This is a genomic window from Streptomyces sp. NPDC037290, from assembly GCF_055603245.1.
In genome coordinates this window covers 522,629-538,066 of the sequence record NZ_JBVJVZ010000003.1, presented here as the reverse complement: position 1 = coordinate 538,066, position 15,438 = coordinate 522,629, and the positions used below count along the sequence as shown (strand labels likewise).

Sequence of the window (15,438 nt, the reverse complement as noted above, 5' to 3'; positions counted from 1 at the left end):
CGGCACCGAGGAACGGTGGGCGGCCGGCCTCCGACACCGCTCCGGACCCCTCCGGCACCGCGCGCCCCAGGCGGCGTAACCTTTTTCCACCGTGCCGGGACCGGCCCGCGTCGGCAGGCCCCCGCCTCCGGGCGTCGGGGGACCGGCCACCCCGACACCGGCGCACCGTCCGAGGAGACCTCCATGCCCGCCGCCCGCCCCCGCCTGCTCTACGTCACCGACCTGGCGTACGAGGCGCGCGGGCGCCGCTACTGCGACGAGGACATCTTCCTCACCTCCCGGCTCCGCGCCCGCTTCGACCTCGCCCTGTGCCATCCGCGGGACGCCGTGGCGCTGATGGACGGCTTCGACGCCGTCGTCGTCCGCAACAGCGGGCCCGTCCTCGCCCACCAGGGCGCGTACGACGCCTTCCGCGCGCGAGCGCTCAGCACCGGGGCCCGTGTGTACAACCCGCTCACCGGCAAGGCGGACATGGCCGGCAAGCAGTACCTGCTCGACCTGAGCGCCGCCGGCTTCCCCGTGATCCCGACGGTCGGCCGCGCCGAGGACCTGCACCTGCTGCCGGCCGCCGAGCGGTATGTCGTCAAGCCGATGCTCGGCGCGGACTCCGTCGGCCTGCGGATCGTCCCCGCCGGTCAGGTCGCCGCGCGCGCCACCGGCCGGGTACTGATCCAGCCCTGCGTCGACTTCGTCCACGAGGTGTCCTTCTATTTCGTCGACGACGACTTCCAGTACGCCCTGTACGCGCCCGACCCGGAGCGCCGCTGGGAGCTCGAACCCCATGCGGCGACCGCCGCCGACCTGGAGTTCGCCCGTCGCTTCATCGACTGGAACGACCTCGGCACCGGCATCCAGCGCGTCGACGCCTGCCGCACCCGCGACGGCGGCCTGCTGCTGGTCGAACTGGAGGACCTGAACCCCTACCTGTCCCTCCAGGCCCTTCCGGAGGAGGGCCGGGACGCCTTCGTCACCGCGTTCACGGCGTCCCTGGGCCGGTTCGTGCAGGGAACGCTCAACCCAGCCTGACGGTGACGCGCTGGGACGCGCCCGCGGTGCCCGTGAACCCGAGCGACGTCATGACGGCGCTTTCTGGCATGCGCTTGCGGTGGGCGCGGTCACGCCTGAACGGCGCCGCGCCGACCGTCGTATCTCAGCACGGGGACGACGGAAGGAGAGCCAGGTGCCGACACCGCCCGATCGCGAACGGCCACACTCCGGGCCGGTTCTGGAACCCGTCCGGGTTCTCAGGCCCCGCCGTTTCGACGCGCTCGCCGACCTGATGCGCGAGATGGAAACCGCCCCGGCACCAGCGGCGCACCCGGACGAGGACGAGACACAGGAACTGCCGACCGTACCGGCGCCACCCCGGACCACTTCCGTGCTGCGCCGGACGGCTGTCGCCGGGGCCGTGGCCGCCGCCGCGCTCCTCGGCTTCGGCTGCGCCCTGCTGCTCCCCGCACGTCAGGAGGCCGCCGCGACCGAGCGTCCGTCCCGGCCGGCGGCCACCGCCCCACCGCCCGCCACCACGCCGGCCCCGGCCCCCACCCCGTCCCTCACACCCACCGCGACCACCGATCCCGACGGGCCCGGTACCCTCCGCCAGGGCGACACCGGACCCGAAGTCACCGAGTTGCAGCAACGCCTGCAGCGCGTCCCGGACGTCTACCCCGGCGGCTCGGTCGACGGCACCTACGACGCGACCCTCACCGCGGCCGTGGCCCGGTACCAGCTCTGGTACGGCATCAGCGGCGACGAGACCGGCGTGTACGGCGACGACACGCGCCGCGCGCTTGAGTCGCGGACCGGCCCCGGCGACGATTCGTGAGCGGCACGCGGGGAACACCGGGGAGGCGCGGGCCGCAACGGGCCTCCCGGCGTGCGCCGGGGCCGGGCCGGAACGGCGGACGGGAGCGCGGTGCGATGACGGACGAGGACGGTACGGCGAACAGCGGTCAGGACGCGGACGGCGGTGCAGGCCCGGCGAGCGGGGGCCCGGAGACCGGGGCGAGCCCGGCGAGCGGCTCCCCCAAGCCCGGCATGGACGGCTTCTTCGTGCGGCTGGACCCCGACATGTGCGTGGTCACGGCCGTGGCCGACGGTGAGCGGGCCGGGTGTCTGGTCGGTTTCGCCTCCCAGTGCTCGATCCGGCCGCCCCGGTTCGCCGTCTGGCTGTCCAAGGTCAACCACACCTACCGGGTCGCCCGAGCCGCACAGCACCTCGCCGTCCACCTGCTCACCCGCGACCAGTCGCAGCTCGCGGAACTCTTCGGCGGTGAGACCGGCGACGAGATCGACAAGTTCGCGGGTCTGGACTGGGCCGAGGGGTACGGCGGCGCGGTGGTCCTGCGGGACGCGGCGGCCTGGTTCGTGGGCACCATCCTGCACCGCACCGACGGTGGCGACCACGTCGGCTTCGTCCTGGACCCGGTGGAGTGGGGCGAGGAGCGGGGCGGCCCGCTGCTGCGGCTGTCCGACGCGGCCGGCATCGACGCCGGTCACCCCGTGGACTGAACGGGATCGAACGCCGGGCAATGTTTCAGAAAGTCGCTGGCGCGAGCGGGGCCCCGGCCGCATGCTGATCAGCCCGCGGCCGACGGTCGCGGGCCGCACCGCACCACGACCGAAGGCCAGCCCGATGACCGGCTCCCGCATCCCGGGCCTGCTCGTGCCCGCCGTGTTCCTGTTGGCCCTCGTCGTCGGCGTGTGGTGGTACTGGCGGCACCGGGACGACGACTGACGCGGCCCGGTTGCCCCGCGACCGGTCCCGCCCACCCCTGACGCCGGGCAGACGCCGCGCGGACCGTCCCCGCGCCCTACGCCTCCGTGTCCGCCTCGTCCGCCCCGTCGGCCACGCCCTCCAGCGGCATCCTGATGTCCAGTACGCACACGTCGTCCCGCCGCTCGTCCGCGAGCAGCGTGGCGAGCAGCGCGTCCAGGGAGCCCGACTCGCCGCAGCCGTGCGAGCGCGCCGCCTCGGCCAGTCGCTCCAGGCCCACATCGAGGCTCTCGCCGGGGCGTTCGACCAGGCCGTCGGTGTACAGCAGCAGCCGGTCCCCCGGCTCCAGGCGGAGCTCCGCCGACTCGTAGGAGGGAGCCGCGGTCGCGCCGAGCAGCATGCCGCCGGGCCGGTCGAGGTAGCGCGCCTCGCCGCCGCGTACGAGCAGCGGCGGCAGATGACCGGCCTGCGCCCAGGCGAACACCCGCCGGCCGGGGTGGTAGCGGGCGAGCACGATGGTGGCGGTGGTCTGGCTGTCGCGGGAGTGCAGCAACAGGTAGTTGAGCCGCGCCAGCGCCCCGGTCAGCGAGGAGCCGGTGGTGACCATGCCCTTCGCCGTGAATCTGAGCTGGGCCATCGTGGCCACGGCGTCGATGCCGTGGCCCGCCACGTCACCGACCACGAACAGCGCGTCGTCGTCGGGCAGTTCGATGGCGCTGAACCAGTCGCCGCCGACATGGATGCCGGCCTGCGCGGGCAGATAGGCGACCTCGATGCGCAGCCCGGCCAGCCGCCGGGGCTTGCGGGGCAGGGGCAGCAGGGCGTGCTGCAGCCGGGTGGCCAGGGCCCGTTCGGCCTGCAGGATCCCGCGCTGCAGCAGCATCGCCCGCTCGCTCTCCACCAGCGCCAGTTCCGCGCTGCGCTGCGGGGTGAGGTCCTGGACGAAGCCGTGCACCTCGACGGTGGTGCCGTCCGGCGCGGTGCCGGCCTCCGCGACCAGCCGCAGGTGCCGTACACCCGCGGGCGCCTCGATGCGGAACGGCACGTCCAACGGCCGGGCGTGGCTGATCAGTTTGCCGATCGCGTGGGCGAGCGGGCCCGCGTCCTCCGGCAGGGCGAGGTCCGGCAGCTCTTCGAGACCGAGCGGCCGCCCGGCGCCGCTCCGGCCGAGCACGGCGTACGTCTGCTCGGACCAGGAGATCTCCTGGGTGGTCAGGTTCCAGTTGGCCCAGCCGAGGTTGCCGAGCCGCTGCACGTCGGACAGGCGCTGCTCCTGCCGGTCCGCCGGGTCGTGCCGCAGCCAGGTGACCAGCAGGCCCTCGCCCAGCCGCGCGGCCCGCACCGAGTAGACGGCGGTCACCGGCACCTCGTCGGCCATGTCCTGGTAGACGAACGGCTCGCTCTCGTACGGCCTCCCGGTCTCCAGGGCCTCGAGGTAGCCGTGCCACAGCGGCTCGCCCGCCACGGACGGGTAGCTCTCCAGGACCTGTCTGCCGACCATCTCCCGGCCGGTCCGGCCGAACACGTCGACCGTCTCGGCGGTGGCGGCCTCGATGCGGTAGTCCTCCACCTCGCCGGAGGCGGCGCGCAGCGGAGTCAGCAGGATCGCCGCGCCCGGCAGCGCGTCGAACACCGCCTGGACGGTCCGGGCGATCCCCTCGGCGGCCTGATCCTGGGAGGAGTCGAAGGCGCGCAGCCGGCCCGCGCACAGCCGGGCCACGGCCCGCAGCAGCTCGCGTTCTCGCGGCACGAACGGCCCGCCGCGCCGGCGCAGCACGCCGAGGGCGACGCGGGCGGTGTCCCCGGCCGGAACGGGCAGCCAGGCCCGGCTGGGCCAGCGCTCGGGCGACTCCCCGAACAACAGGAACCGGTCGCCCTCCGCGGCGAGGTCCTCCAGCCACCGGGGCTCGCGCGAGAGCAGGGCGTCGAGCGGGACCATTCCGGTCACCGGGGGCACGTACCGCCACTGGGCGGCGAGGGTCGCGTCGACGCCGGCGTGTCCGATCAGTTCGAGGCCGCCCTCGGGCAGCCGCTCGTAGAGCATCACGGCGTCGGCGTCCGTCTCGGGCGCCACGTGGTCCAGCAGGCACTGGGCCAGCTCGTGCGGTGTCCCGACGCGGAGCAGGTCGCGGCCGATGCGCCCGAGTATCTTCGCCAGCTCCCTCGTGCCGGCGGGCGCGGTCTGAGGGATCCCGGCAGCCGGCGGTCCGGCGGGGGCCGGCGGGTCGGCGAGTGGCTGCTCGCTCGGCGGCAGCAGGGCGCCCAGGGTGAGCCAGCACTGTTCGAGGAGCGTGCGGTTGCCGTCCTCGGCGCGGTGCAGCAGCTCGTCGTGCGCTGCTTGCGCGGTGCACCCGGTGACGGCCATCAGCACGCCCTTGGCCCGCTCCAGGACCGCCGACGTGGCGGCCAGATCCCGAAGCCGTTCCATTTCCGCGCGCTGCCGGGCCACGACCTTGGCCAGCGCCGCCAGATCGGCGCCGGCGGGGTCAAGCGGGTGCACGGGCTCGCTCGTCACGCGACGAGCATGGCACATTCGGGTCCGTTCGATCACTCGTCTGCCGGGTCAGGATTCATCTGAGCTTGACACGGGACCCGTACCGACCGTTCACACGACGCCGCGGTGAACGCCGGTCGGCGCCCCGCAGCCGTCCGCCCGAAAGGAGGCGGACCGTGCCGCGCCGTTGACCGGCGGGCCGGGACGGGCGGGCGGATCAGCGGCCCGCGCCCCGGCCGGCGAGGGCCTCGCTGACCGCGCGGACACTGCGGGCGATGTGCTGCAGCTGCATGATCTCGGCGGCGTAGAGCTTGATCGTGTGCTCGATGACCGACTCGGGCAGGCCGAGCATCGGCAGCTCGGCCCGTGCGGTCTGCAGCGCGGTCCGGGCCACCCGGATCTCCTGCTGGACCTGCAGCTGTGCGTGCCGGGCGAGCAGGACGGGGTGCCGGATGAGGGCCGGATAGCTGGCGTAGCGCGAGGGGATCAGCTCGCGCAGCCACTTGGCAGCCGAGCGCTCCCAGTCGTACGAGCCCGGCGTCTTGACCTGGCAGGGCCAGTCGGGGCTGATGCGCGTACTGGTCAGAGGCATGTTCATCGCTTCCGTGGGCGGCGTCGTGAGGGTGTCCGACGGGTGCGGGGCGGCCCCGGCCTAGGGGATGGCCGGGGCCGCCACGGGCGCGTCGCGCAGACGACGCGCCCCGGTACACCCCGCGCGCCGACGTGGGTAGGGGACGGCGGCTGGGGGTGTCCGTGCGGGAGCCCCGGGCGTCGGGAACCGGCATTGCGTGAGGACGTGCGTACGCATGGGCGGTCCGTCGGCTTTCTCGGGGCGTTGTGCGAGCGGTGAGTCCGCAGGTGCGGAACGTGCCTGGAGTGGGCCGGGCGCGATCCGTGAGCAGTATTTATATATGCCGTCCGCTTTGCAAGACGTATGAAAACATTCATGCGTGATTTGTCGTGGATGATCCCTGTCCATGGCAGGGACGACCGCAGAATTTTCACGTGCCCGGCGTACGGGCGCGCGAACCTGGCGGATTCGGGCCTCAATCCCTCATGAAGAACTGGTGCTGCTCGGAGAGCTGCTCGTACTTCTCCAGGCGGCCCTGGGTGCGCTCCGGATCGGCGTCGGTCATGGCCTGCAGCAGTGCGGCGGCCATCATGCCCGGCGCGGCGTAGGAGTCGAACACCAGCCGTGAGCCGGTGCCGGTGGCGAAGGTGACGTCGGCCTCGTCGGCCAGCGGCCCGAGCGCCAGGTCGGTCACCAGGGCGACCTTCAGACCGGCACCGCGCGCCACCCGGACGGCCTGCAGCGTCTCCTGGGAGTGCCGGGGCATGGCGAAGGCCAGCACCCAGGTGCCGCCGGCCTCACGGCACTGCAGCAGCGCGTCGTAGGCCACGCTGCCGCCCCGGGTGACCAGCCGCACGTCGGGGTGGATCCGGCGGGCGGCGTAGCCGAAGTACTCGGCGAGCGACTCCGAGATGCGCAGGCCCAGCACCGTCAGCGGGGTGGAGCGGGACAGCGCGCGGCCGACCCGGATGACCCGGTCGGGGTCGGCGAAGTCGCGCCGCAGGTTCTCCAGGTTCTCGATCTCGGCGTCGACGGCCGCCTGCAGCTCGTTGGCCCGGTTCTCCTCGCCCGGCCCGCCGGCGAGCGTGCTCAGCGCTATCGACTGGAGCTTCTCGCGCAGCGCGGGGTAGCCGCTGAAGCCGACGGCGCCGGCGAAGCGGGTGACGGAGGGCTGGCTGACCCCGACCCGGTCGGCCAGTTCGGTGATGGACAGGAACGCGGCCTCGGTGATGTGCTCGATCAGGTACTGGGCGATGCGCCGCTGCCCCGGCGACAGACGCGGGCCGTCGAACAGTTCCCTGAGCCGGGAGGTCGGTGCGGCCTCGGCCTCGGGCACGGCCTTGCCCGAGGTGATCGCCGACGCCTGTGCGCGGGCCTGCTGCGGCGAGGGCACCCCTTCGCCTCCTTTGTCTGCCACAAGCACTCAACATAGCTCACCCACCGTGGTGAACAGGGGCGTGAGCAGGAGGTTTCAACGGCGGAAGAGGCTGATGGAACGGCCCACGTCACCGGCCGGACGGCTGCTCCGGACCAGCTCGGCGAGCCGTCCGCGGGCCTTCGCCAGCGCGGAGTCGGACACCACCAGCAGCCCGTGCACCCGCTCCGGCGGCACCGTGCGCGGATCGGCGGCATGGATGCCGTAGTACGACGGCACGCCGCTGCCCTTGTACACCAGCCACACCCGCTCGCCCGGGTACCGCTGCCGGAGCCGGTCGGAGAGCCGGCCCAGGTCCTGTCCCCAGTCGACGTTGGAGTCGTGCAGCAGCCGGTGGGTGTGCGCCGGGCCGCCGAACGCCTCGTTGGAGTACGGCAGGTAGTACGGGAACGTCCGCACCGAACTCACGGCCGTGAACAGCACCAGCGCGGCCGTCGCGGGTGCCGTCCACCGCCGGCCGGGCCGTGGCACACAGGCCGCCGCCACCGCGAGGAACATCGGCACGAACAGCGCGTACCTCGTGCCGAAGTCCCGGGAGCCCGTCATGGCCGCCGCGAGCAGCACAGCCGGCGGCAGCAGCAGATACGGCGCGGCGGGCCGCAGCCGGCGCACCACCACGGCCGTGACGGCACCGGCCACGCCCAGCGCGAGCAGACCGAGCGGTGTCTTCACCAGCAGGGCGGCCGGCAGGTAGTACCAGAGCGCGCCGGTGTACAGGTGCCCGAACAGATAGCCCTGCCACGGCTGGTTCTCCAGCCCGAACTGCACCCGCATCCCGGCCCGGTACGCGTCGGGCACCGGCAGCAGGTCCACCAGGCGACCGCGCAGCCCGTGGAGGGCCGGCACGGGCTCGGCCGGGGTGAACCGCAGACGCGGATCGACGGCCAGGTACACGGCCCACACGACCCCGACCGCCACCAGCCCCACGACAGCGGCCCCGGCGAACGCCGACAGCGCTTTCCGGCGCCGGCCACCGACCGGTCCCGTGAGCGCGCGCGGAGCGTCGCGCGTGCGGTGCGCCGCGAGGACGGACAGCGCGGCCAGTGCCATCAGCACGGCAACCGCCGGCAGTGCGCTCATCTTGGTGGCCACGGCCGCGCCGAGAAACGCCCCGGCGAGCGGCAGGTGCGGCAGGGGGCGCCGTCGTGCCCGCCACACCAGCCAGGCCGACGTGAGCACGAACCCGGCCATCGGCACGTCGAGCGTGGCCAGCGAACCGTGCGCGATCAGGTCGGGTGAGAAGGCGTACAGCGCGAGCGCGACCAGACCGCCCGCCGTGCCCGTCAGCTCGCGTGCGAACGCGAACGCGACCAGCCCGAACAGCAGTGTCAGCACGATCACCGGGAGCCGTGCCCACAGCATCACACGCCAGGGATCGTTGCCCGATTCGTACAGCAGGTGCCGGCCCACGTCCCCCTGTGTGCCGGTGTACGACGGGTCGTAGTGCGGGCCGGCCACCGCCACACCGGCGGCGATCAGCAGCTTGCCGAGCGGCGGATGCTCGGGGTTGTAGCGGATCCGGTGCTCGTGCAGATAGTCGGTGGCCGTCGCGACGTACACCGGCTCGTCGATGGTCGGCGTCTGCTGGACGGCCGTTGTGACCATCGCCGTGGCCATCTGCGCGAGCAGCAGCGCGGCCAGCAGGGGCACCAGCCACCGCCGGTGGCGGCGCAGCCCGGCGTACGGGCGGCCGGGGACCGGCCGTGGCGGCGCCTCGGCGGGGGCCGCACGGGTGAGGACCTGGTGCTGTGCGCGCGCCATCATCCGCCCCGCGGTGACACCGGCCGGGGCACGGCGGGAACGGTCGCGGGCCGGATCATGGCCCTACTGTCGCACCGCTCCCGCCGCCGGGGGAGTCACCGCTGCTCGAGTCGTACCGACAGACCTTCTGCCGTGTACACGGGTACGGCCCGCAGCCCGCCGGGGTTCAGCTCGATCCGGGTGAACCGGCCGCGCAGCCGCGGCACGTCCAGCACCGGCAGCACGCTGCCCGCCGTCGGCGGTCGCTCGGTGTCGAGCCGCAGCGACAGCACCGCCGAACCGAGCACGGCCGGCTGCCGGACCGTCAGCGGCGCTTTGCGGCCGGCGCGCAGGGTGACCTGGAGCGTGCCCGCGTCCTGGGCGTACCCGCCGCGCACCCGCAGCCGCTCGGTCACCGTCAGCGTGCCGCCCGCGACCCGCACGTCCGGCACGCGGTCCAACGGGACGGCCGGATCGACGGGCACTTCGCCTTCATGCTGGTCTGGCAGATCCAGAACGGCACCCGCTGGCACCGCACCCCGGCACCGGCTCCCGTCCGTCACCAACTGCGCTCCGGCACGGTCTCGGTGGCGTTCGACAGCCGGATGACCCCCTCGCTGATCGAGGCGGCCGGCACCTACTACCTGCCCGCGGCCGTGCACGCCGGCATGGCTTCGGCCCGGTCACGGACGGCTTCCTGCTGTGCCGCCCGATCGGAGAGGTCCGGGTCGCCGACGTCCGCGCCGACGGGCTCGCGGCGAAGCTGGTGACCAAACCGGTCGTCGGCCAGGACCATGTCCTGCGCCATGTGCGCTCGCTGTACGTCACCGACGGCACCGGCCTGTGGGTGACGGTCGCCGTGGAGCGGCTCGACGGGGCGCCGTACCTGCTGTGCGGGCTGCCGTACGCCGCCGACGACGGGGACCGGGTGCGCCGCGTCGCCGAGGGCGAGGTCACCTCGGCGGGCGGTCTGCGGCTCACCCACCCCGCGGCCACCGGCCCCGACCACTTCGACGCGCGTGCCGAACTCACCCAGGAGCAGGCGGCGTTCGCCCTCGCCGCCGACCCGCGGGGCTACGGCGACCCCGACGAGGGCTGGCGCCACCTGGTGTCCTCCACCGCCCTGGAGGCCGGCCCGGCACCGGGCGCGCCGGACGGGCTGCACGTGTTCGCCGTGCGGTACGGGCCGGGCGGGGCGTTCGAGCCGGCGTTCGAGGAGGGCGCGGACGGGCTCACGGTACGCACGGAGGCGTTCACGGCCACCCTCGGCGCGGTGGCGGGCGACAGCCGTGGGGAGCCCACCCTCACCCTCCACCGCTGAGCGTCGTCAGCGCTCGGGGAGCACCGGTGCCGGCAGCACACCCGCCGGCACCACCAGGTCCGCCCGCCCCCGTGTCGCCGCCACCAGCTCGGCGTTGCGCTGGTCCGTGCCCCGCACCCAGGCCACGGCCGTGGCGTGGTCCTTGCCGAACTCCTCGTGCCGGGCGATCAGCCGGCGGATCCGCTCGTCCTCGTCCGCCACACAGAACCACACCTCGTCCAGACACGGCCGCACCCGCGCCCACGAACCCTCCGTCACCAGCAGGTAGTTGCCCTCGGTCACCACCAGCCGGGCGGCCGGCGGCACCGGGATCGCGCCCGCGACCGGCTGCTCCAGCACGCGCTCGAACCCGGGCGCGTACACCACCTCGTCGCTGTCCTCACGCAGCCGCCGCAGCAACGCCGCGTACCCGGCGGCGTCGAAGGTGTCCGGCGCGCCCTTGCGGTCCCGGCGGCCGAGCCGGTCCAGCTCGGCGTCCGCGAGGTGGAAGCCGTCCATGGGGACGTGCGCGGCCCAGGGCGGCCCGTCGGCGTTCAGGGCCCGCACCAGATGCTCGGCGAGGGTCGTCTTGCCCGCACCCGGGCTGCCCGCGACACCCAGCACGGCACGCCGGCCGTCCCGGACGAGGCCACGGGCACGCGCGAGGAGGTCGTCGAAAGTCAGCGGCACACAGGAGAGTGTGTCACCCGTAGTTTGCAAAACGTGTGGCGTGCGCCACCCACTGGAGTGCGTCTCCCGGGGAAGAGTGCAGGGTATGACTCAGCTCGGTCTTCCCGACGGAATCCAGGCCTGTCTCTTCGACCTCGACGGGGTCGTCACCAAGACGGCCGTCGTACACGCGGCCGCCTGGAAGGAGACCTTCGACGCGTTCCTGCGGGACTACGCGGGAGAGCAGGGCCGGCCCTTCGACCCGGTCGCCGACTACGACGAATACGTCGACGGCCGCCCCCGCGCCGACGGCGTCCGCGCCTTCCTCGGCTCACGCGGCATCCACCTGCCCGAGGGCAGTCCCGGCGACCCGCCGGACGCCCGCAGTGTGCACGGCCTCGGCAACCGCAAGAACGTCCTGCTGCTGGAGAAGATCCGCACCGGCGGCGTCGAGGCCTACGACGGCACGCTGCGCTATCTGGAGGCGGTTCGCGCCGCGGGCCTGCGCACGGCGATCGTCTCCTCCAGCGCCAACTGCAGGGACGTGCTGCGCTCCGTCGGCGCCGAGCACTTCTTCGACGTACGGATCGACGGCGTGGTCGCCGTGGAACGGAACCTACCGGGCAAGCCGCACCCCGACACCTTCCTCGCCGCCGCCCACGAACTGGGCGTGGCGGCGTCCCGGGCGGCCGTCTTCGAGGACGCGCTGGCCGGCATGGACGCGGGCCGCGCGGGCGGCTTCGGGTATGTCGTCGGCGTGGACCGCGTGGGCCAGAGCGACGCGTTGTACGCGCACGGCGCGAGCACGGTCGTGAAGGACCTCGCCGAGCTGGGAGGCAAGCAGTGATCACCGACCGGTCGTACGCCGTCGAGCCCTGGGCCGTCCGCGAGACCGCCCTCGACCTCGACGTCCTCGCCCAGAGCGAGTCGGTGTTCGCGCTGTCCAACGGGCACGTCGGCTGGCGCGGCAACCTCGACGAGGGCGAACCGCACGGCCTGCCCGGCAGCTACCTCAACGGCGTGCACGAGGTGCACCCGCTGCCGTACGCCGAGGCGGGCTACGGCTATCCGGAGTCGGGCCAGACGGTCATCGACGTCACCAACGGCAAGATCGTCCGGCTGCTGGTGGACGACGAGCCGTTCGACCTGCGCTACGGGCGGCTCGTCTCGCACGAGCGGGTCCTGGACCTGCGCCGCGGCGTGCTCGAGCGGACCTGCGAGTGGACCTCACCGGCGGGCTCCACGGTCCGGGTGCGCTCCACCCGGCTGGTGTCGCTGACCCAGCGCGCGGTGGCCGCGATCGCCTACGAGGTGGAGGCCGTCGGCGACCGCAGCCGGGTGGTGATCCAGTCCGAGCTGGTCGCCAACGAGTCCCTGCCGGAGTCGAACGGCGACCCCCGCGCGGCCATGGCGCTGCAGTCGCCGCTGGAGCAGGAGGACCACCTCGCCTCCGGCAGCCGGCTGCGGCTGGTGCACCGCACCAGGCGCAGCGGTCTCCGGGTGGCCGTGGCCGCCGACCACGTGGTCAGCGGCCCCGAGCGCACCACCACCCGCAGCGAGAGCGGCACCGATGTGGCCCGCCTCACGGTCACCTCGGTCCTGGAGCCCGGGCAGACGCTGCGGGTGGAGAAGCTGGTCGCCCACGGCTGGTCGGGCACCCGCTCGCTGCCCGCGATGGCCGACCAGGTCGACGCCGCGCTCGCCGCCGCCGCGCACGACGGCTGGCAGGGCCTGCTGACCGACCAGCGGACCTGCCTCGACGACTTCTGGGCCCGCGCGGACGTCGAGGTGGAGGGCGACGAGGAGGTTCAGCAGGCGGTCCGCTTCGCCCTGTTCCACGTCCTGCAGGCCGGCACCCGCGCCGAGCAGCGCGCCATCCCGGCGAAGGGCCTGACCGGCTCCGGCTACGACGGGCACGCCTTCTGGGACACCGAGATGTTCGTGCTGCCGGTGCTCACGCACACCGCACCGGCGGCCGTCGCCGAGGCGCTGCGCTGGCGGTACAACACCCTGGACGAGGCCCGGGAACGCGCCGCCCAGCTGGGGCTCGGCGGTGCCGCCTTCCCCTGGCGGACCATCGCCGGGCCCGAGGGCTCGGCGTACTGGCCGGCCGGCACCGCCGCCTTCCATGTGAACGCGGGCATAGCCGACGCCGTGACCCGGTACGTCGAGGCCACCGACGACACCGTCTTCGAGCGCGAGGTCGGCGTGGAACTGCTGGTGGAGACGGCCCGGCTGTGGCGCTCGCTGGGTCACCACGACACCCGGGGCGTCTTCCACGTCGACGGGGTCACCGGCCCCGACGAGTACAGCGCGGTCGCCGATGACAACACCTACACCAACCTCATGGCCCGGAAGAACCTGCTCGCCGCGGCCGACGCCGTCGAACGCCATCCGCGCGAGGCGGCTCGGCTGGGCGTGGACGAGGAGGAGACCGCGTCCTGGCGGGACGCCGCCGAGGCCATGCACATCCCGTACAACGACGAACTGCGCGTCCACGAACAGCACGCCGGTTTCACCCGCTACCAGCGCTGGGACTTCGCCGGCACCCGCGCCGACCAGTACCCGCTGCTGCTGCACTTCCCCTACTTCGACCTCTACCGCAAGCAGGTCGTCAAGCAGGCCGACCTGGTACTGGCCATGTACACCTGCGGTGACTATTTCGAAGCGGAGCACGACGAGGAGCAGATCGCCCGGAACTTCGCCTACTACGAGCCGCTGACCGTCCGGGACTCGTCCCTGTCGGCCTGCTGCCAGGCCGTCATCGCCGCGCAGGCGGGACATCTGGACCTCGCCTGGGCCTACACCACCGAGGCGGCCCTGATGGACCTGCAGGACCTGGAGCACAACACCCGCGACGGGCTGCACATCGCCTCGCTGGCCGGTACCTGGATGGCACTGGTGGCGGGCTTCGGCGGGATGCGCCGCGACGGCGAACGCCTGAGGTTCGCGCCGCGCCTGCCCGAGCGGCTCAGCAGGCTCGCCTTCAACGTCGAGTTCCGGGGCCGCCGGCTGCGGGTGGACATCGGCGCGGACAAGACGACGTACGCGCTGCTGGACGGGCCGGCACTGACCCTGCGCCACCATGGTGAACCGGTCACCGTGAGTACGGACGGCCCGGCCGTACGGGCGGTGCCACCGGTCGTTCGCCGCCCTGACCCCGAGCAGCCGCTCCATCGCGCGCCGAACGGCGGCTGACCGCTCTGTCTGCGGGGCGCTGTGCGGTCGGTGCCGTTCAGTCCAGGACGCCTGACAGTTGCCGCAGCAGGTCGCCCGTCGCGTCGGCGGCGAGGAGGGCGGAGAGGGTGCCCAGGAGGAGGACGGCCAGAGCGACCGGCCACAGCTGCGGGGGCGGGCTGGTCTGCAGGGCCGCGATCCGCCGCGTGACCGCCCGGTCGGTGAAGTGCAGGGCGCAGGCGGTGGCCGAGCGGCCCGCGGTGAGGGCGGCCCGGGCCAGCGCCCGCGCGGTGGCCCGACGGTCACCGACCGTGGCCGCCGCCTGCTCGTCGGCCCACCGCTCCACCAGGAAACCGACGGCCGTGCGCACCGGGCCGAGCAGCGGGTTGGCAGCGACGGCGAGCGTCGCCGCCGTGACCAGCGGACCGTGCCGGTGGGCCAGATGGGCCCGCTCGTGCGCGAGGAGCACCCGCCGCTCGGCGGGCTCAAGGGCGCTCAGCATGGCGGAGGTGACCAGGATCCGGCCCGGCCGGCCCGGTATCGCGAACGCCTGCGGGGTGTCGGACGCGGCGACGATCAGCTCGGTGTCCGCCGGGTGCCCCGCGCACAGCCGGCGCAGGGCCCGCCGGGTGCACCGTTCGGCGCGCACGGCCCGCCACAGCCGCAGGGCGATCGCCGCCAGCGCCAGGCACGCGGCGAGCCCGATCGCCTCGGGCACCGGAGCGGTGACCGGATGCCCGTCCTCGCGGGCCTCGCGGATCACCGGCGGCACGTCTCCGAGGAGCGTGGCGGCCAGCAGGACCAGCGACCACGTGGTGGCCACGGCGGTCAGTACGGCGGCCGAGGTCAGCACGCGGGCCGCGAGCGCGGGAGCGACCCGCCGGGCGATCACCGGGCCGGCCGCCGACAGCAGCAGCGACAGCACCAGCGGGCTGTACACGTCGAACTTCATGAGCCGCCTCCGGCGAGCAACTCGCGCAGCGCCCGCTCCTCCTCGGGGCTCAGGCCGGTCACGAACTGCTGGAGCGTGGCGATCGGGTCCGGGCCCCGGTCCAGGGCCTCGTGCATCGCCTGGGCGGTCAGCTCGGCCGCGTTCTTCGCCGGCCGGTACGCGCCGCGCCGCCCGTCGGCGTCGCGCAGCACCAGTCCCTTGTCGTAGAGGCGTTTGAGGATCGTGTGCACCGTGTTGTAGGCGAGTGCGCCGTCGATCTCGGCCTGGATCTCCGCCGGCGTCAGTGGCCGCTCGGTTGCCCAGAGAGCGGCCAGTACCTCGCTCTCCAGCGCACCGGCGCTGCGCCGCTCCGCCCTGCCGCGGGCCCCTGTGCCAGCCATACCC

General features: G+C 73.8%; 14 protein-coding genes and 1 pseudogene. 7 read left to right on the top strand and 8 right to left on the bottom strand.

Going from position 1 to position 15,438, the window contains the following annotated elements; translation table 11 throughout:
- Positions 1 to 183 precede the first annotated feature (183 nt).
- The 4 genes from ACZ7HQ_RS13130 to ACZ7HQ_RS13115 all read left to right on the top strand — a co-directional run bounded on the left by ACZ7HQ_RS13130 (position 184) and on the right by ACZ7HQ_RS13115 (position 2,737).
- On the top strand, positions 184 to 1,026 hold the full coding sequence (locus tag ACZ7HQ_RS13130) for an ATP-grasp domain-containing protein (RefSeq protein WP_470988027.1): 843 nt from the start codon (positions 184 to 186) through the stop codon (positions 1,024 to 1,026).
- Positions 1,027 to 1,180: 154 nt separating this feature from the next.
- Positions 1,181 to 1,825 carry a peptidoglycan-binding domain-containing protein gene (locus ACZ7HQ_RS13125; RefSeq protein ID WP_470988024.1) on the top strand — a complete coding sequence of 215 codons (645 nt, stop codon included), beginning with the start codon at positions 1,181 to 1,183 and terminating at the stop codon, positions 1,823 to 1,825.
- A gap of 212 nt (positions 1,826 to 2,037) precedes the next feature.
- The gene (locus ACZ7HQ_RS13120) at positions 2,038 to 2,511 is read left to right on the top strand and encodes a flavin reductase family protein (RefSeq protein WP_470988947.1); all 474 of its coding nucleotides are present in this window, start codon (positions 2,038 to 2,040) and stop codon (positions 2,509 to 2,511) included.
- A gap of 61 nt (positions 2,512 to 2,572) precedes the next feature.
- Positions 2,573 to 2,737: a hypothetical protein gene (locus tag ACZ7HQ_RS13115; RefSeq protein ID WP_470988021.1), complete on the top strand. Its 165-nt coding sequence runs from the start codon at positions 2,573 to 2,575 to the stop codon at positions 2,735 to 2,737.
- A gap of 76 nt (positions 2,738 to 2,813) precedes the next feature.
- Here the strand turns inward: ACZ7HQ_RS13115 and ACZ7HQ_RS13110 are convergent, their stop codons facing one another.
- The 5 genes from ACZ7HQ_RS13110 to ACZ7HQ_RS13090 form a co-directional block, all read right to left on the bottom strand.
- Entirely contained in the window at positions 2,814 to 5,249 is a 2,436-nt protein-coding gene (locus ACZ7HQ_RS13110) for a SpoIIE family protein phosphatase (RefSeq protein WP_470988018.1), read from the bottom strand.
- A 178-nt stretch (positions 5,250 to 5,427) separates the two neighbouring features.
- The gene (locus tag ACZ7HQ_RS13105; RefSeq protein ID WP_470988015.1) at positions 5,428 to 5,808 is read right to left on the bottom strand and encodes a hypothetical protein; all 381 of its coding nucleotides are present in this window, start codon (positions 5,806 to 5,808) and stop codon (positions 5,428 to 5,430) included.
- A gap of 448 nt (positions 5,809 to 6,256) precedes the next feature.
- The gene (locus tag ACZ7HQ_RS13100) at positions 6,257 to 7,174 is read right to left on the bottom strand and encodes a MurR/RpiR family transcriptional regulator (protein ID WP_470988012.1); all 918 of its coding nucleotides are present in this window, start codon (positions 7,172 to 7,174) and stop codon (positions 6,257 to 6,259) included.
- A 78-nt stretch (positions 7,175 to 7,252) separates the two neighbouring features.
- Positions 7,253 to 8,980: an ArnT family glycosyltransferase gene (locus ACZ7HQ_RS13095; RefSeq protein ID WP_470988009.1), complete on the bottom strand. Its 1,728-nt coding sequence runs from the start codon at positions 8,978 to 8,980 to the stop codon at positions 7,253 to 7,255.
- 92 nt (positions 8,981 to 9,072) lie between these two features.
- Positions 9,073 to 9,441, bottom strand: coding sequence for a hypothetical protein (locus tag ACZ7HQ_RS13090; RefSeq protein WP_470988006.1), 369 nt, complete (start codon positions 9,439 to 9,441; stop codon positions 9,073 to 9,075).
- Between ACZ7HQ_RS13090 and ACZ7HQ_RS13085 the strand changes: the two are divergent.
- Positions 9,403 to 10,277, top strand: a pseudogene (locus ACZ7HQ_RS13085) (hypothetical protein); the annotation flags it as partial. The gene ACZ7HQ_RS13090 and the pseudogene ACZ7HQ_RS13085 sit on opposite strands and share 39 nt — an antisense overlap.
- Before the next feature lie 6 nt (positions 10,278 to 10,283).
- On the opposite strand, the gene ACZ7HQ_RS13080 reads toward ACZ7HQ_RS13085, so the two are convergent.
- Positions 10,284 to 10,946 (bottom strand): nucleoside/nucleotide kinase family protein, encoded by a 663-nt coding sequence (locus tag ACZ7HQ_RS13080; protein ID WP_470988003.1) that lies wholly within the window; start codon positions 10,944 to 10,946, stop codon positions 10,284 to 10,286.
- Between the two features lie 85 nt (positions 10,947 to 11,031).
- Between ACZ7HQ_RS13080 and ACZ7HQ_RS13075 the strand changes: the two genes are divergently transcribed.
- Both ACZ7HQ_RS13075 and ACZ7HQ_RS13070 read left to right on the top strand, forming a co-directional pair.
- Complete coding sequence (locus ACZ7HQ_RS13075) at positions 11,032 to 11,772, top strand: HAD family hydrolase (RefSeq protein ID WP_470987999.1); 741 nt, start codon at positions 11,032 to 11,034, stop codon at positions 11,770 to 11,772.
- Complete coding sequence (locus ACZ7HQ_RS13070; protein ID WP_470987996.1) at positions 11,769 to 14,123, top strand: glycoside hydrolase family 65 protein; 2,355 nt, start codon at positions 11,769 to 11,771, stop codon at positions 14,121 to 14,123. Before ACZ7HQ_RS13075 ends, ACZ7HQ_RS13070 begins: the two co-directional genes overlap by 4 nt.
- A 37-nt stretch (positions 14,124 to 14,160) precedes the next feature.
- Here ACZ7HQ_RS13070 and ACZ7HQ_RS13065 read toward each other — a convergent pair whose 3' ends face one another.
- Positions 14,161 to 15,054 carry a M48 family metalloprotease gene (locus tag ACZ7HQ_RS13065; protein WP_470987993.1) on the bottom strand — a complete coding sequence of 298 codons (894 nt, stop codon included), beginning with the start codon at positions 15,052 to 15,054 and terminating at the stop codon, positions 14,161 to 14,163.
- Positions 15,051 to 15,434, bottom strand: coding sequence for a BlaI/MecI/CopY family transcriptional regulator (locus ACZ7HQ_RS13060; protein WP_470987990.1), 384 nt, complete (start codon positions 15,432 to 15,434; stop codon positions 15,051 to 15,053). Before ACZ7HQ_RS13060 ends, ACZ7HQ_RS13065 begins: the two co-directional genes overlap by 4 nt.
- Positions 15,435 to 15,438: the final 4 nt, after the last annotated feature.

Bases quoted from the DNA above. Each gene is read 5' to 3' on its own strand.
- ACZ7HQ_RS13130 (WP_470988027.1), top strand. From the start codon at position 184: ATGCCCGCCGCCCGCCCCCGCCTGCTCTACGTCACCGACCTGGCGTAC.
- ACZ7HQ_RS13120 (WP_470988947.1), top strand. From the start codon at position 2,038: ATGGACGGCTTCTTCGTGCGGCTGGACCCCGACATGTGCGTGGTCACG.
- ACZ7HQ_RS13115 (WP_470988021.1), top strand. From the start codon at position 2,573: ATGCTGATCAGCCCGCGGCCGACGGTCGCGGGCCGCACCGCACCACGA.
- ACZ7HQ_RS13110 (WP_470988018.1), bottom strand. From the start codon at position 5,249: ATGTGCCATGCTCGTCGCGTGACGAGCGAGCCCGTGCACCCGCTTGAC.
- ACZ7HQ_RS13105 (WP_470988015.1), bottom strand. From the start codon at position 5,808: ATGAACATGCCTCTGACCAGTACGCGCATCAGCCCCGACTGGCCCTGC.
- ACZ7HQ_RS13095 (WP_470988009.1), bottom strand. From the start codon at position 8,980: ATGATGGCGCGCGCACAGCACCAGGTCCTCACCCGTGCGGCCCCCGCC.
- ACZ7HQ_RS13075 (WP_470987999.1), top strand. From the start codon at position 11,032: ATGACTCAGCTCGGTCTTCCCGACGGAATCCAGGCCTGTCTCTTCGAC.
- ACZ7HQ_RS13065 (WP_470987993.1), bottom strand. From the start codon at position 15,054: ATGAAGTTCGACGTGTACAGCCCGCTGGTGCTGTCGCTGCTGCTGTCG.
- ACZ7HQ_RS13060 (WP_470987990.1), bottom strand. From the start codon at position 15,434: ATGGCTGGCACAGGGGCCCGCGGCAGGGCGGAGCGGCGCAGCGCCGGT.